Genomic DNA, 14,096 nt, shown 5'->3' with positions numbered 1-14,096 from the left:
TGTATGAAAAGTGTTGATGCGAAATCGGTGCTGCGGATCGAAGCTGCGAAGCCGGTGCTGCGGACCAGGTACGGCGAGCCTGGCAGTCAGCCGCGCCTCACCGGACCAGGCCCGAATGAAACGCCTGGAACGCTTCGATGCAGGCACCCGGCTGCTCAAACGTGGTCCAGTGCCCGCAGTCCGGCACGATGGTGCAGCGGCTGCCCGGGATACGCCCTGCCATCACCTGCACGTTCGCTGGCGGCGCCACGCCGTCCTCGTCCCCCGTCACCAGCAGCACCGGCACGTCCAGGCGTTCAAGATCGGCAGACTTCGCGTCGGCCAGCGCTTCGCAGCTTTGCGCATACCCGTCCGGCGGCTGCCGCATCACGCTTTCGCGGACCAGGGCCAGCACCGCCGGCAGATCCGCCTTGGTGCGGCGGCTGGTGGCGCCTTTGACGATGGCATCGGCGATCTCCTGCATGGCAGGCGCGCCCTGCCGGGCCAGCGCCGCGCGTGCCCGGATGCCCGGCCTCCCCGCCTCCGGCGGTTCGGCCAGCGGCCCGAACAGCACCAGCGACCGGACCTGGGCCGGTTCCTTCAACGCCAGATGCTGCGCGACGATGGTCCCCAACGAATGCGCCGCAACGTGCACCGCGCCGCAATCCAGCGCTTTCAGCACCGCGACCAGCGCATCGACATAGCCCGCGATGGACAGTTCGCCATCCGGCAAAGGCGACCTGGCGCTGCCGGGCAGATCCGGGCGGATGACGCGATACCCCGTCAACGCGCCCATCAGCGGCGTCCAGGTGTTGGACGAGCCGCCCAGCCCGTGGATGCACAGCAATGCGGGCCCGTCGCCGTCGACTTCCACCGTCAGGCCATTGATCGTCGTTGTCGTCATGACGCCTTCTCCACGAATTCGTTCTCGATGCTGCCCAGCCCTTCCACCTCCACGCGCACCACGTCGCCGGTTGCCAGATACCGGGGCGGCGTCATGCCCATGCCGACACCCGCCGGCGTCCCGGTGGCAATCACGTCGCCCGGGTACAGCGTGATGCCGCGCGAGATCGTTTCGATCAAAGCCGGGATGTCGAAGATCATGTTTTCCGTGGGACCGTCCTGCCGGAGTTCGCCGTTGACCCAGCAGCGCACGCGCGTTCTCGTCCCATCGAACGCATCCGCGGTGACGATCCACGGCCCCATCGGACAGAAGGTATCAAACGACTTGCCCATGTCCCATTGCTGGTGCCGCATCTGCACGTCGCGGGCGGTGACGTCGTTGATGACGGTGTAGCCGAAGACGTGATCCATGGCGGCGCCGCGCGCGATGTTCTTGCCCGTCTTGCCGATGACCACGCCCAGCTCGGCCTCGTAGTCGATCTGCGCGGACACGCCGACCGGCAGCAGGACCTGCGCACGCGGCCCCACCACGCATTCCGGCACCTTGGTGAAGACGATGGGCCACGATTCCGGATTGGCGTCGTTGTCCTTGAAGACGGACGCAGACAACTCCTTTGCATGCGCGTGGTAGTTGCGCCCCACGCACCAGACGTTGCGCCGAGGCCGGGGCAGCGGCGCCCGCAGGTCGACGTCGGACAGGCGCAGCGGCGCCAACGTGCCGGGCAGCGGGTGGCCCGCCGTCAACAGGTCGATCACGGCCTGCGCGCCGAGCTGCCTGCCCGCGTCGTCAAGCGCCAGCGGCGCGACCGTCAGGCCGTCGTCCGAGACCAGGCCGACGCCGGGCTCTCCATTCATCAAGTAACTTGCAATGCGCACCGCAGTCTCCTTCGTGCTTCGGAAAATCGGCGAGCGGTTCATGCCTCGCCGTCAGCGCGACTTTAGGAGCGCCGGCGTGGCCGCGCTTATCGTTCGGTGCGGGAACTTATCGCAGAGTCAGATGGCGTGATAGGTGTATACACCTAGAGCCCGGCAATGCCCGAAACCACGCCCATAAAATTCCCGCAGAAGGCCCCGGCGGACAGGTGGCCCCGGCGAGGCGAGCGCGCGCTCATCGCCCGATCAGAAACTGGGAGACAGATCATGCAAGAGACTTACGCCTTGCACGAAGGCGCGTTCGGCCGCGCGGTCGTGCTGGAGCTGCGCGGGGATTTGATTGCGCATGCGCATGCGGAAGTGCAGCTTGCCCTGTGGCTGGGCGGCGCAAGAGCCGAGGCGCACGTCGGCTCGAAACTGGTGCCTTACAGCGAACACCTGGCGTTGGGCACCAACACCTACGAATCCCATGACGCCCGCCTGCTCGACCGCTCGGGTCCGGCCGTCTTCCTTGTCCTGTACATCGCCAAGCCCTGGCTGGACGAGCGCCGCGCCGCCACCGGCCGCCCGTTTCATTTCACCGCGCCCGGCGTGCCAATCGATCCGGCCGTGCGCCAGGGCTGTTGGAGCCTGCTGGACAAGATCGTCGCGCCGCAGGACCATCCGCGCGCCGACATCGACGCCGAGGTCGAAGCGCTGCTGCAGGCGGCGATCGAATCGTCCTCCCAGGCCAGGCGCCCGCCCGGCGCGGCCTCCCGCCCGCAGACGCTGGACCGGCGGCTTCGCACTGCCATCCTGTACATGCGCGAAAACGTCCACGAACCGGTTGCCGTGGAAGATATCGCCAGCAAGGTGGGGCTGTCGCGAGGCCACTTCTTTGCGCTCTTCCGGGACCAGCTCAACACCACGCCGCAGGTGTTCTGGAGCGCGGTGCGCGTGGAGGAAGCCGTGCGCAGGCTGGTCCAGCAGGAACAGCCGCTGACCTCGGTGGCGATGGACCTGGGGTTTTCGACGCCCGGCAACTTCTCGCGGTTCTTTCGCGATCACATGGGCGTGTCGCCGTCGCGCTTCCGGCGCGCGGCCTCCGGGTCTGCGCCGCATCTGCTGACGGGGATTCCCTGACTACGCTTCTCCGCACTCCCAACGCGGAACCACCTCAAAAGGCGCATCTTCTGCCACCGGCAACAGCGCCAACGCCGCGCTAGCGGACGCTTCATCGATCCAAACCGTCGCCCCGTCCGCCGGCGCTGGCGGGGCATCCGCCATCAACCGGTCCAGTTCCACCTGCATCACCGGCGGCAGGTATTCCTTCAATGCGTTGATGTTCGCCGCGACACAAGCCACCGCCTCGGCCGCCGTGAAGCCATCCTCGACAAGATGCCCCACGTCCGCCGCGCTACGCACCAGCGCGTCGAACACAAACGCCTCGAATGACACCCACGCCACGCGCGCATCGCTGCTGTCATGCCAGACGAGCGCAACGCCCACGCCGCCGCCCGCCGTGGGCGTCAGGCAATAGGCATCGCCCGCGCCGGACTCTGCAAACGGCAGAAAGCGCCTGCCGTGCTGATAGCCGGGATTGAGCCATTCCTCGGCGGTTTCGCGCGCCTGCTGCGCGTCGATCCATTCCAGGTCATCCATGCAGGACAGCACGGGCCGCGCGGCCAGCGTGTTGCTCTTCCAGTCGGCGCGCCACGCCGCGCTGTCCTCGCCATAGCCGGTGCGGCCGGCATCGATCAACCGGGCCAGCATGCCGGGCAAGGCTACGCCGCAGTGCTCGGCCAATTCGGCAAACGTTGCCATTCGTCTTCTTCCTTCGTCAGAACTCAAGCACATCCAGAAAGCATTCGGCCTCGACGGGGTCGCCCAGCACAATGGTCAGCGCCTGCAACGCACGCGCCCGATGCTCGGGCCTGATTTCCCAGTCATCGTTGCGCAGGTCTTCGTCGGCCTCCAGGCAGACGACGCTCACCGCGGCCAGCGCGGCCGCGAACGTCGGCAGATCGGGCGCCACCACGTCGGCGTCCCAGGCGCCCGTGCCGTGCATGGCGTAAAGAATCTTGCCGGTTTCCGTGTCCAGGATGAAGGGGTCCGCGTTCTGGTCGGCAATCACCAGCCAGTTGTCCTGCCATTCGGCAACGCGTTCGCCGTTCGACGCGTCCCAGCGATAGCCGGCCTGCCGTTCCCAGAGCTTGTAGAGCGGCGGAAAGCTGATGTTGGTTTCGGAAAGCGTGATGCCGACCGGTCCCACGTTCTGGTGATAGGTGGCGCCCCACGGGCCCACCTGTTCGTAAAAGTCGGCGAGCACCTGTGGCAGCGCAATGTCGCCCTGCCACGCGTCGCGCGGCTGCGGGCGCAGTTCGCCAAACCGGGCGAACTGCGCCCGGAGGGATTCAAAGGAATTCATGTTGATGCGTATCTGGACAACGTATTAGCGATAAATCTTGCCGCGCCGTCAGCGCGGACGGTAGCGCGGGTGGTAGCAACTGAACTTCGCACGCGGCGCCAGACCGCATTTTGCTACATTTGAACGCCCTGCTCCGAGGCGACGCACGATTGAAGCGCCACAGGGCGGTGGCAGAAGAAAACCGCTTTCGATCACGGACAATCCATGCGCCTACCGTTTGCAGTTTCCGCCTTAACCTTGGCCGCGCTCCTCGCCGGCTCCGGCGCTCACGCGCAGCAATGGTTCGACGTGCCGCCGCGTCCCGATCACCCCAACGTCTCGATCCGGATCGGGGGCCTGCCCAACACACAGCAAGCGTCGGGCAACGCCCGGGGCAGGATGGAACTGCGCTACACCGCTGCGCAGACCATTCCGGGCGCGGACAAACAGCCCGTGCGCTATGACCGTTCGGTGACCGAGGTGCTGTTCGATTGCCGCCGGTCGCAGGTCGGCTTCTTGCCGGCCACCAGCTACTTCCTGAACGACACCCTGGTCACCACCGTCAAGGACGAGACACTGGACGAAAGCCAGGTTCAGTTCGTGCGCTTTGCGCCAGGCAGCCCGCAGATGAAGGCGTTGCAGGCCGCCTGCGGAAAATAGCGGCGCTAAGCAAGCATCAACGTGCCCGGGGCGCGAGTGGGATCTTGCTCCGGTCCGCGCCGCGTGGCGTCTTCGGACAAGCGGAACACGCCCACCGCCCGCACCAGCTCGCGTGCCTGGTCCTGCATCGAGCCGGCGGCCGCGGCGGCTTCCTCGACCAGCGCCGCGTTCTGCTGCGTCACCTCGTCCATCTGCGCCACGGCAAGGTTCACCTGATCGATACCGCTGGCCTGCTCGTGCGACGCGGCGGCGATCTCGCCCATGATGTCCGTCACTTGCTGCACGGCGGTGACGATCTCTTGCATGGTGGCGCCCGCGCCCTCGGCCTGACGCGCGCCCGCGCCCACCTTGCCGGCGGAATCCTCGATCAAGGCCTTGATCTCGCGCGCGGCCTGCGCGCTGCGCTGCGCCAGCGAGCGGACTTCGCCCGCCACCACGGCAAAGCCCTTGCCCTCCTCGCCCGCACGGGCCGCTTCAACGGCCGCGTTGAGCGCAAGGATGTTGGTCTGGAACGCGATGCCGTCGATCACCGACACGATGTCGGAAATCTTGTGCGAGCTGGCCGAGATCTCCTGCATGGTGCCGACCACCGCGGACACCGCCGCCCCGCCGCGCAGCGCGATTTCCGATGCGCTGGCTGCAAGGTGGTTGGCCTGGCGCGCGTTGTCCGCGTTCTGCTTCACGGTCGAGGCCAGCTCTTCCATCGACGCCGCGGTTTCCTCAAGCGATGCCGCCTGTTCTTCGGTGCGGCTGGAGAGATCGGCGTTGCCCGCTGCAATCTGGCCCGAGGCGCTGGAAATCGTTTCCGACCCGTGCCGGATCGCACGGACGGCGCCCGCCAGCCGCTCCTGCATGTCCTGCAAGGCGTGAAGCAGGCGCCCGGTCTCATCGCGGGAGCCCGCTTCGATCCGCTGGCCCAGGTCACCGCCCGCCACGGTTTCCGCGGCCTTGACCGCACGCGCCAGCGGACGGGTGATCGACCGGCTGACCCGCCACGCGAGCAGCGCGCCCAAGGCGAGCGCCAGGCCGGCCAGGCCAACGTTCAGGCGCTCGGCTTCCTGGATGACGGCCTGGCTTGCAATGCCGGCCTCATCCATGTCCGCCGACTGTTCCCGGGACAACGCGATGATGTGATCCTGCAGGCTGTCCAGAATGGGCAACGTCTCTTGCAGCATGCGCTGGCGGGCGCCGTCGCGATCAGCACTCTTGAGCAGGGCGCCCACCGACTGGAAGGACTTCACGTAGCGGCCCCGAGCCTCTTCCAGCGTGCGCAGCCGGGCGCTGGCATCGGCCGTCGCCATCAACGGCCGCAGGGTGGCCAGGGCGTCGTCGATGCGCTTACGGTTGGCCTCGATCTGCTGGAACAGCTTGTCCATCGCGGCCGGGTCGGCATTGACGATCAGTTCCAGATTGACGCGGGCGTTGGCGCGCGTCGTGACGTCGACCACCGAGATCGCGTTGGCCTTCACCCAGGTTTCCTGCGTGATGGCGCGGTTGATGCTGCCGATGCGTGTCAGTTCGAAATGCGACACGCCGGCCAGGGCCAGCAGCAGGGCGAGCACGACGCCGAAGCCCAGGCCCAGTTTGGTGCCGATGGAAAGATTGCCGAAATGGGTGCGGAGCTTCATAGAGGGGCCTCAGGGAAAACCCCAGTCTATGTTTCCCGACACATTTCGCAAACATTTGCGCACAGCGTTGTTTGCGATTCCACAAAGACAGCGAAGATAAGGCATGGCGCAGCAACACTGCTGAAACAAGCTTGACGTCGGCCCGCGTGCGGCAGGGTTCAAGCGGTGTTTGCCGCGCAATCGCGGTGCTATTGATACCGCTCGCGATATCCCACGGGCGACATGCCGCAGTATTTGTTGAAGATGTCGCGGAAGGCCTTGGTGTCGTTGTAGCCGACTTCGTACATGACTTCGGCGACGCTCTTGCGCGAGCTTTCCAGCCGCTGTTTGGCGGCTTCGACGCGAACACGCTGCACGTATTCCACGATGCTGTTGCCGGTGGCCTGGCGGAAGCGCCGCTCCAGCGTGCGGCGGCCCAGTGCATGGCGGCCGGCCAGTTCCTCGACGGTGATCTTTTCCTGGTAGCGGCCTTCGATGTATTCCTGCACCGCCCGCACGATCTCGTCCGCGTGCGACTTCTGACCCATGAAGACGGAGAACGGCAACTGGCTTTGGCGGCTCCAGTCCAGCTGGAAGTACTTGGCGCACCAGATCGCGGTATCGCGGTCGGTGTACTTTTCGATCAGGTGCAATACCAGATGCGCGGCCGAGAATGCGCCGCCGCTCGTATAGACCCCGTTTTCCGCCATGACAACGCGATCGCTGGTCCATTGCACCGTGGGAAAAAGGCTGGCGTACAGATTCTGCGCCACCCAGTGCACCACCGCCTGCTGCCCGTCGAGCACGCCGCCCGCGGCGAGCAGCGCGGCGCCCATGCACAAGCTGGCGACCTCGCCGCCCTCGCGGTGATGGCGCGACAGCCATTCGATGAGCTCGCGGTTCGACAGGACCGCGTCCGATACCGAACCCAGAAGCGGCGGCGCAATGCAGATATGAATGTCGGTGGCGTCGGCCAGCACCATGTCGGCCTGCACCTTGATGCGTCCGTCGTCCAGGCTGACCTCGCGCGTCAGCGCAAGCGTGCGCACATGGAACCGCGGCTCGCGGCCGTGCGCGCGCAGGTATTCGTTGGCCACCATGAAGCCGTGGCGCGCGGTTTCCAGGGACGCAATATTGGTCCCCTTGGGCAGCAGGAACGCGACGTTTTTCATGTTGCCAAGCATACGCCTGCAGGCTGACGCAATCCACCCGCAAGATTGTCGCAATTGCCTATCTGAAAGCCGCGCGGATCCCGATAAAGTGGTTCCTGCCGATCCAGGAATCCGGACGGCGGCCGGAACGGATTGCGGACGTGCCGGCCCAAACCAGAACAACGCGGACGTGAGGAGTGATCGATGGACAAGTACATAGACGGTTTCCTGCTGTGCGTACCCAAGGCCAACCTGGAGACGTACAAGAAAATGGCCACGCACGCCGAAGGCATCTGGCGCGAGCACGGCGCGCTGGACTACCGCGAAGGCGTGGCTGACGACATCGACGGAGAAGGCTTCGCGTCGTTCAGCGCGGCAGCCGGCGCGCGCGAAGGCGAAGTCGTGGTCTTTGCGTGGATCCTGTACCCCAGCAAGGAAGCGCGCAACAGCATCAACGCCAAGGTGATGTCCGATCCGCGCCTGGCGGAAATGTGCTGCGAGGGCGTGTTCGACGTCAAGCGCATGTGCTGGGGCGGCTTTGCCACGCTGGTCGGCAACTAGCGTGCGAGGCCACGCCCCGAGCGCAACCATTCAACCCGCAGCCGTTCAATAAACCTGGAGACACATCATGTCCACCAAAGCAGCCAAGCCCATTCCCGACGGCATGCACACGCTGACGCCGCATATCATTTGCGAGGGCGCCTCCGACGCCCTCGCCTTCTACAAGAGAGCCTTCAATGCCGAGGAGCTGATGCGGCTGCCCGGACCCAACGGCAAGATCATGCACGCGGCCATCCGGATCGGCGATTCGGTCCTGATGCTGATGGATGATTTTCCGGAATGGGGCAGCCTGGGACCGAAGGCGCTCAAGGGCACGCCCGCGGTGCTGCATTTGTATGTGACCAACGCAGACGCCGCGATCCAGCAGGCGGTCGCGGCGGGCGCGCAAGTCACGATGCCCGCTGCCGACATGTTCTGGGGCGACCGCTACGGGCAGGTGGTGGACCCATTCGGCCACCGCTGGTCCATCGCCACGCACATGCAGGACCTCACGCCCGAGGAGATCCAGCAGAACATGGCGAAGATGGGGCCGATGGATGGCTGCGGGGACCCGTCAAAAAAATGAGGCTGTGGCGCGACGCGGGCGACACCGCGTCGCCTGGTTTCATCAGGGGGCCAGTTGCGGGTACGGTCCCAGAAAATCCAGCTTGCCGATCGGCACGCCGGCCTGGCGCAGGATGCCGTAGGCGGTGGTCACGTGGAAGTAGAAGTTGGGCAGCGCGAACGTCAGCAGATACTCGTCGCCCTGGAATTCAGGCTTGAAGTTGCCAAAGCTCAGCATGATGCGGCGGCCTTCGGCGCCGTCGACCTGCTCGGGCTTGACGCTTTCCAGATATGCGATCGTGTCCGCGACGCGCTGCTGCAATTGCGCAAGCGTGGTCTCGGTGTCGGCGAATTTCGGGGCGTCGCCTTGCGACAGGCGCTGTGCCGCGAACTTGGACGCATCGCTGGCACGTTGCACTTGGCCCGACAGCGGATACATGTCGGGCGCGAGGCGCGCGTTAACGAGTTCCGCAGGGTCGATGCCGGTGGCTTGCGCATGCGCGGCAGCCTTTTCCAGCAGCGCGGCCAGCACGTTCAGGCCGCGGATGAAGACAGGCACGGACGCCTGGTACATGGACAGGGGCATATCGACGATTTCCGTAAAAATGGGTGTTGGCGAAGGGTATCAACGGGCGCCGGGCGCTTTGGGATGCAGCGATGTTACGCCGCCACGGGGTCGCCCGGACGCCGGTGCCGGCGACAACATCATTCTGGATGCCCGGACAATAGCGCACCGCAGCCGACCACCTGCCTGCTGCCCACCGCCAGCCACCGGCCAGTCCTTTTTGACGCCGGTGTCCGTCATTGCGCAACGGCAATCGCGCCCGTACGCCGCTGACTCTGAAAGAACCGCCAGACCAGCGCGGAGGCATCAGGACCGCTGCGCGCGTGATACCGGATGGCAGGATCCCCGCCACTCCAGGCGTGTTCAAGCCGCGTGATCTCGCACAGCCGCAGCACCGTCTTGCGGCCGCGCAGCACATCCACCCGGCGGTACGCCTTTTCGGTGCCCAACCCCAGCACGCGCTCGATCGGCAACGCGTGCGGATCGGCGGCATTCAGGTTGCGGAACTGTTCGAACAACTGCCTGGCATTGCGCGGCGCCACGGCCGGATCAAGCTGGCCGTGCAGGATCAGTGCCGGCATGCCCAGGTCGAAAACGGCGGGGTCCGCCACGGCTTGCACCAGCGGCGCCAACGGCTTGATACTGCCGCGCCGCATCGTGCTGAGGCCATTGCCGGCGTTATGCGCGTCGCCCACGACCGGCCCCGAGTGCATGGCCACCGCGGCGATCAGGCTTGGATGACGCAGGGCGACCAGGGCCGCCATCCCCGCCCCTGCCGACAGGCCCGCCACGTAGACGCGTTCGGGGTCCAGACCGTGGCGCACGACTTCCGACCGGATCAGGGCCGCGATCAGATCAGCCTCGGCCCCGCCATGATCGTCGTCCGGCTGAAACCAGCGCCAGCAGCGCTGCACCTGACGCGCCAGGGATTGCTGCGGATACAGCACCATGAAATCCCCGGCGTCCGCCCACTGGTTCATGCGCGATCCACGCGCGAAAGCCTCGGCTGTCTGTCGGCATCCGTGCAGCATCACGACCAGCGGCATGCCGGCGGCTGTGGCACTTACGGAAGCGGGGGTGTAGCGGGCAAAGGCCAGCCGGCGGCCGGTCTTGTCCGTGAACTGGCGGGAGGCTTCCCAGCGGCCGGCGCCAAGCGACGCCGCCTCGGGCGCCGCTGCCCTGCCCGCGCCCGCCGTCCCGCCCGGCCGCGCCGTCTTGACCGCCCGCCCCGCCGTGGAGCCGGCGGCCGTCTTGCGCGCCGGCGTGGCGCGCTTGCGGGCTGGTTTGGGGGCCGCCATGCGCATTGCCGTGCGCTGGAGGCGGGTGATTTTTTTTGCCGCTTTGAAAAACAGACTGCTGAAACTGCGCGCCATTGTTAGGGCCTGTTCGGAAGTTCCTGTTTGCCGCGCCGCCCGGGGTGCCGGGGTTGGCAGCGCCGGACGGCGGTCGCCGCGGCTACGCCGCTCCGCAAGGCGGATGCCTGTCGTCTGGTGCGCACGCGTGGATGGGCGGAGAGGACGCCCCAACCGAAAGACCTGGTGCCGGATTCATGAGTGCTTCCCCTAAGAGTGTCGATCACGGCAGCGCCTGGCGCGGCCGACGTGCAAGCCCGGAGTGAAGAACATGCGACGCCTCTATTGGGCGGTTTGTTCGCGGGACGAATGTATCACAGCGTAACGACGTTGCGATCGGTCAAGCTGACCCGACGCGCGCCTTGAGGACGCATGCCAAAAAGCCTAAGGTGGAAAACTTGTCATCAACAGGCTCCCCATGTTTCCCAACGACCGACCCCAGACCCTGGGCGAAGAAATCGCCAACAGCATCAGCCACGGCCTGGGCGCCCTGGGCGCGCTGGCCGGCACGCCGCTCCTGATTGCCGCCGCCGTGCGCCAGGGCGATGCCGCCTTCATCGCCGGCGCCGCCGTGTTTGCCGCGTCAATGTGCCTGCTGTACCTCGCGTCCGCCATCTATCACGCCCTGCCCCGCTGCCGCGCCAAGCAGATCTTCAATGTGCTGGACCACTCGGCCATCTACCTGCTCATCGCGGGCACCTACACCCCGTTCGCGCTGGGCGCGCTGCGCGGCCCGTGGGGGTGGACCCTCTTCGGACTGGTGTGGGGCCTGGCGCTGCTGGGCGTGGGCCTGAAGGCCAGCAAGCGGCTCAACCGGCCCGCGCTATCCACGGGCCTGTATCTGGCGATGGGCTGGATCGTCGTTATCGCGGTCAAACCCTTGCTTGAACTGGTGCCGACCGGCGGCCTGTGGTGGCTGGTGGCTGGCGGCCTCGCCTACACGGGCGGCGTGGTCTTCTTTGTGTTCGACAACCGCTGGCGCTACAGCCATTTCATCTGGCATCTGTTCGTGCTGGCCGGCACCGTCTGCCATTTCTTCGCGGTGTTCTGGTACGCGGCGTAAGCCCGCAAAGGCGCCCGATCCGCTTCCGAAGGACAAACCTAAGGACACATCGCGGCCAGCAGCGACTACGAAACCGCGCAAAACGTTTCGAACGCAAGGGGCCGGCGTCCCCCGGGGCTGCCCCCGCGCCGCGCGCCGGAGATCTCGTGTTCTGCCGACACAGGAAAACACATCGCGAAACTTGTCCCACGGCGGTCCGGCTGGTCATCATGGTCGGACTTTCAACCGGAACAAGGAGTTTTGATGCAGCGTTCCAAATATGCATTCCTATCCGCCGCCATTCTGACGACGGCGCTGTCCGGTGCCCCTGCCCTGGCTCAACAGGCCGCCCAGGCTCCGGCGCAGACGCAAGCTCAGCCGGGCATGGCGCCCGCCGTGCAGAAGCCGACGGATCAGCAATTGCAGAAGTTCGCTTCGGCGTCGCAGAAGATCTCTGGCGTCGTTGACGAGTACCGTCCGAAGGTCGAAGCCGCCAAGACCGACGACGCCAAGCAGAAGGTCGTCAAGGAAGCCGACGAAAAAATGGTCAAGCTGGTCCGCGCGGACGGGCTGTCGGTCGAGGAATTCAACGGCATCGGCCAGGCCGTGCAGCAGGATCCCCAGCTTCGTGATCGCCTGATGAAGATGCAGCCTGCGCGGTAAGCCCGGGCGCTGACGGGCACGCAGTCACGCCGCCCACGACGGCCGCCTCGGAAAAACAAGGCGCCGCATGTCCTGAACGGAAATGCGGCGCCTCTCGCATTGTGCAAGGTCTGACGCTGCTGTTGTATCAGGTCTTCAGGCGGTAGCCCGTCTTGAAAATCCACCGCACGCCGATCAGGCATGCAACCAGGAAGGCCAGCGTCATGCCCACGCTGACGCCGATGCTGACGTCCGCCACGCCAAAGAACGCCCAGCGGAAACCGCTGACCAGGTAGACCACCGGATTGAACAGCGTGACGGTCTGCCAGAACGGCGGCAGCATGTTGATCGAATAGAACGTGCCGCCCAGAAAGGTCAGCGGCGTGATGATCATCAACGGAATGATCTGCAGCTTTTCAAACCCGTCGGCCCAGATCCCGATGATGAAACCGAACAGGCTGAACGTGACGGCGGTCAGCACCAGGAACGACAGCATCCAGAACGGATGCGCCACGTCGAACGTCACGAACAGGCGCGCGGTGGCCAGCATGATGAGGCCCAGGATGATGGACTTGCTGGCGGCCGCGCCGACGTAGCCCATCAGGATTTCCACATACGAAATGGGCGCCGAATGGATTTCGTAGATCGTGCCTGAAAAGCGCGGCATGTAGATGCCGAACGAGGCGTTGGCCACGCTCTGCGTCAGCAGCGACAGCATGATCATGCCGGGCACGATGAACGCGCCGTAGCTCACGCCGTCAATCTCGACCATGTGCGAACCGATGGCGGAGCCAAACACGACGAAGTAAAGAGACGTTGAAATCACCGGCGACAGCACGCTTTGCATCAGCGTGCGCCAGGCGCGGGCCATTTCGAAAAGGTAGATGGCGCGGATGGCGTAGAAGTTCATGATTGACCGTGCACCAGGCTGACAAAGATGTCCTCGAGCGAGCTTTCCGAGGTGTTCAGGTCTGCAAATTCGATCTGCAGGCGGCTCAGGTCCTGCAGCAGACGCGAAATATCGCCGCCGCGCTCGTTGTCGTAGGTATAGACGAGCTTGTAGCCGTCGGGCGAAAGCTCAAGCTGGTAGGCGTCCAACGCCGTCGGAATGCCGGGCAGCGGCGCCTTCAGTGTCAGCGCAAGCTGGCGTTTGCCCAGCTTGGCCATCAGCGCATTCTTCTCCTCGACCAGGATGATCTCGCCCTTGCGGATCACGCCGATGCGGTCCGCCATTTCCTGGGCTTCTTCGATGTAGTGCGTGGTGAGGATGATGGTGACGCCGCTTTCGCGCAGCCGTCGCACCATTTCCCACATGCCGCGCCGCAATTCGACGTCGACACCCGCGGTGGGTTCGTCCAGGAACAGGATGGCCGGTTCGTGCGACAGCGCCTTGGCGATCATGACGCGCCGCTTCATGCCGCCGGACAGCGCCATGATGCGGCTGTCCTTCTTGTCCCACAGCGACAATTCGCGCAAGACCTTTTCGATGTAGGCGGGGTCCGCCGGCTTGCCGAACAACCCGCGGCTGAAGGTGACCGTGTTCCAGACGCTTTCGAAGGCGTCCGTGGAAATTTCCTGCGGCACCAAACCGATCTTGGACCGGGCGGCGCGGAAATCGGACACGATGTCGTGGCCGTCAGCCAGCACCGTGCCGTGGGTGGGATTGACGATGCCGCAGATGATGCTGATCAGCGTCGTCTTGCCCGCGCCGTTTGGCCCGAGCAACGCGAAGATTTCGCCGCGCTGGATGTCCAGACTGACATTTTTGAGCGCCTGGAATCCCGACGCATATTGCTTGGATAAGCCTTGTACTGAAATGACTGGCTGCACGC

At 65.4% G+C, this 14,096-nt stretch carries 16 protein-coding genes; 6 read left to right on the top strand and 10 right to left on the bottom strand.

Annotated elements, in window-relative coordinates; all coding sequences use genetic code 11:
- Positions 1-97: 97 nt before the first annotated feature.
- Together AC6CIE_RS02150 and AC6CIE_RS02145 are read right to left on the bottom strand one after the other, a co-directional pair.
- Positions 98-883, bottom strand: a complete 786-nt coding sequence (locus tag AC6CIE_RS02150; protein ID WP_498090950.1) for an alpha/beta fold hydrolase — start codon at positions 881-883, stop codon at positions 98-100.
- Positions 880-1,758 carry a fumarylacetoacetate hydrolase family protein gene (locus tag AC6CIE_RS02145; protein WP_481146803.1) on the bottom strand — a complete coding sequence of 293 codons (879 nt, stop codon included), beginning with the start codon at positions 1,756-1,758 and terminating at the stop codon, positions 880-882. Before AC6CIE_RS02145 ends, AC6CIE_RS02150 begins: the two co-directional genes overlap by 4 nt.
- A 264-nt stretch (positions 1,759-2,022) precedes the next feature.
- Between AC6CIE_RS02145 and AC6CIE_RS02140 the strand changes: the two genes are divergently transcribed.
- The gene (locus tag AC6CIE_RS02140; RefSeq protein WP_175123591.1) at positions 2,023-2,877 is read left to right on the top strand and encodes a helix-turn-helix domain-containing protein; all 855 of its coding nucleotides are present in this window, start codon (positions 2,023-2,025) and stop codon (positions 2,875-2,877) included.
- On the opposite strand, the gene AC6CIE_RS02135 is transcribed toward AC6CIE_RS02140, so the two are convergent.
- Together AC6CIE_RS02135 and AC6CIE_RS02130 are read right to left on the bottom strand one after the other, a co-directional pair.
- Entirely contained in the window at positions 2,878-3,558 is a 681-nt protein-coding gene (locus AC6CIE_RS02135; RefSeq protein ID WP_498090948.1) for an SMI1/KNR4 family protein, read from the bottom strand.
- 16 nt (positions 3,559-3,574) lie between these two features.
- Positions 3,575-4,162, bottom strand: a complete 588-nt coding sequence (locus tag AC6CIE_RS02130) for a hypothetical protein (RefSeq protein WP_498090947.1) — start codon at positions 4,160-4,162, stop codon at positions 3,575-3,577.
- A gap of 237 nt (positions 4,163-4,399) precedes the next feature.
- Between AC6CIE_RS02130 and AC6CIE_RS02125 the strand changes: the two genes are divergently transcribed.
- A complete protein-coding gene (locus AC6CIE_RS02125) occupies positions 4,400-4,801 on the top strand; it encodes a hypothetical protein (protein ID WP_498090945.1) in 402 nt (133 codons plus the stop codon).
- 5 nt (positions 4,802-4,806) lie between these two features.
- Here the strand turns inward: AC6CIE_RS02125 and AC6CIE_RS02120 are convergent, their stop codons facing one another.
- Together AC6CIE_RS02120 and AC6CIE_RS02115 are read right to left on the bottom strand one after the other, a co-directional pair.
- Complete coding sequence (locus AC6CIE_RS02120) at positions 4,807-6,429, bottom strand: methyl-accepting chemotaxis protein (protein WP_498090943.1); 1,623 nt, start codon at positions 6,427-6,429, stop codon at positions 4,807-4,809.
- Positions 6,430-6,617: 188 nt separating this feature from the next.
- Positions 6,618-7,592 (bottom strand): GlxA family transcriptional regulator, encoded by a 975-nt coding sequence (locus AC6CIE_RS02115; RefSeq protein WP_313700921.1) that lies wholly within the window; start codon positions 7,590-7,592, stop codon positions 6,618-6,620.
- Between the two features lie 171 nt (positions 7,593-7,763).
- Between AC6CIE_RS02115 and AC6CIE_RS02110 the strand changes: the two genes are divergently transcribed.
- Both AC6CIE_RS02110 and AC6CIE_RS02105 read left to right on the top strand, forming a co-directional pair.
- A complete protein-coding gene (locus AC6CIE_RS02110) occupies positions 7,764-8,120 on the top strand; it encodes a DUF1428 domain-containing protein (RefSeq protein WP_175123597.1) in 357 nt (118 codons plus the stop codon).
- 67 nt (positions 8,121-8,187) lie between these two features.
- Positions 8,188-8,685, top strand: coding sequence for a VOC family protein (locus AC6CIE_RS02105; protein ID WP_498090941.1), 498 nt, complete (start codon positions 8,188-8,190; stop codon positions 8,683-8,685).
- Positions 8,686-8,727: 42 nt separating this feature from the next.
- Here the strand turns inward: AC6CIE_RS02105 and AC6CIE_RS02100 are convergent, their stop codons facing one another.
- Positions 8,728-9,249 carry a DUF1993 family protein gene (locus AC6CIE_RS02100; protein WP_495601268.1) on the bottom strand — a complete coding sequence of 174 codons (522 nt, stop codon included), beginning with the start codon at positions 9,247-9,249 and terminating at the stop codon, positions 8,728-8,730.
- Positions 9,250-9,464: 215 nt separating this feature from the next.
- Positions 9,465-10,526: an extracellular catalytic domain type 1 short-chain-length polyhydroxyalkanoate depolymerase gene (locus AC6CIE_RS02095; RefSeq protein ID WP_254594141.1), complete on the bottom strand. Its 1,062-nt coding sequence runs from the start codon at positions 10,524-10,526 to the stop codon at positions 9,465-9,467.
- A 472-nt stretch (positions 10,527-10,998) separates the two neighbouring features.
- Here AC6CIE_RS02095 and trhA point away from each other — a divergent pair, with 472 nt between their 5' ends.
- Together trhA and AC6CIE_RS02085 are read left to right on the top strand one after the other, a co-directional pair.
- On the top strand, positions 10,999-11,643 hold the full coding sequence (gene trhA, locus AC6CIE_RS02090) for a PAQR family membrane homeostasis protein TrhA (protein ID WP_498090939.1): 645 nt from the start codon (positions 10,999-11,001) through the stop codon (positions 11,641-11,643).
- Between the two features lie 243 nt (positions 11,644-11,886).
- Positions 11,887-12,285, top strand: coding sequence for a DUF4168 domain-containing protein (locus AC6CIE_RS02085; RefSeq protein ID WP_175123602.1), 399 nt, complete (start codon positions 11,887-11,889; stop codon positions 12,283-12,285).
- Between the two features lie 127 nt (positions 12,286-12,412).
- Here the strand turns inward: AC6CIE_RS02085 and AC6CIE_RS02080 are convergent, their stop codons facing one another.
- Complete coding sequence (locus tag AC6CIE_RS02080) at positions 12,413-13,174, bottom strand: ABC transporter permease (RefSeq protein ID WP_175138116.1); 762 nt, start codon at positions 13,172-13,174, stop codon at positions 12,413-12,415.
- The gene (locus AC6CIE_RS02075; protein ID WP_175123604.1) at positions 13,171-14,094 is read right to left on the bottom strand and encodes an ABC transporter ATP-binding protein; all 924 of its coding nucleotides are present in this window, start codon (positions 14,092-14,094) and stop codon (positions 13,171-13,173) included. The genes AC6CIE_RS02080 and AC6CIE_RS02075 overlap by 4 nt, the downstream gene beginning before the upstream one ends.
- Positions 14,095-14,096 lie beyond the last annotated feature (2 nt).

It is taken from the genome of Achromobacter sp. GQ309 (genome assembly GCF_059759315.1).
The sequence above is the reverse complement of the archived record's forward strand: the minus strand, read 5'-3'. Positions and strand labels throughout refer to the sequence as shown.

Coding starts and splice junctions, on each gene's coding strand:
- AC6CIE_RS02150 (WP_498090950.1), bottom strand. CDS start 883: ATGACGACAACGACGATCAATGGCCTGACGGTGGAAGTCGACGGCGAC.
- AC6CIE_RS02140 (WP_175123591.1), top strand. CDS start 2,023: ATGCAAGAGACTTACGCCTTGCACGAAGGCGCGTTCGGCCGCGCGGTC.
- AC6CIE_RS02135 (WP_498090948.1), bottom strand. CDS start 3,558: ATGGCAACGTTTGCCGAATTGGCCGAGCACTGCGGCGTAGCCTTGCCC.
- AC6CIE_RS02130 (WP_498090947.1), bottom strand. CDS start 4,162: ATGAATTCCTTTGAATCCCTCCGGGCGCAGTTCGCCCGGTTTGGCGAA.
- AC6CIE_RS02120 (WP_498090943.1), bottom strand. CDS start 6,429: ATGAAGCTCCGCACCCATTTCGGCAATCTTTCCATCGGCACCAAACTG.
- AC6CIE_RS02115 (WP_313700921.1), bottom strand. CDS start 7,592: ATGCTTGGCAACATGAAAAACGTCGCGTTCCTGCTGCCCAAGGGGACC.
- AC6CIE_RS02110 (WP_175123597.1), top strand. CDS start 7,764: ATGGACAAGTACATAGACGGTTTCCTGCTGTGCGTACCCAAGGCCAAC.
- AC6CIE_RS02105 (WP_498090941.1), top strand. CDS start 8,188: ATGTCCACCAAAGCAGCCAAGCCCATTCCCGACGGCATGCACACGCTG.
- AC6CIE_RS02100 (WP_495601268.1), bottom strand. CDS start 9,249: ATGCCCCTGTCCATGTACCAGGCGTCCGTGCCTGTCTTCATCCGCGGC.
- AC6CIE_RS02095 (WP_254594141.1), bottom strand. CDS start 10,526: ATGGCGGCCCCCAAACCAGCCCGCAAGCGCGCCACGCCGGCGCGCAAG.
- trhA (WP_498090939.1), top strand. CDS start 10,999: ATGTTTCCCAACGACCGACCCCAGACCCTGGGCGAAGAAATCGCCAAC.
- AC6CIE_RS02085 (WP_175123602.1), top strand. CDS start 11,887: ATGCAGCGTTCCAAATATGCATTCCTATCCGCCGCCATTCTGACGACG.
- AC6CIE_RS02080 (WP_175138116.1), bottom strand. CDS start 13,174: ATGAACTTCTACGCCATCCGCGCCATCTACCTTTTCGAAATGGCCCGC.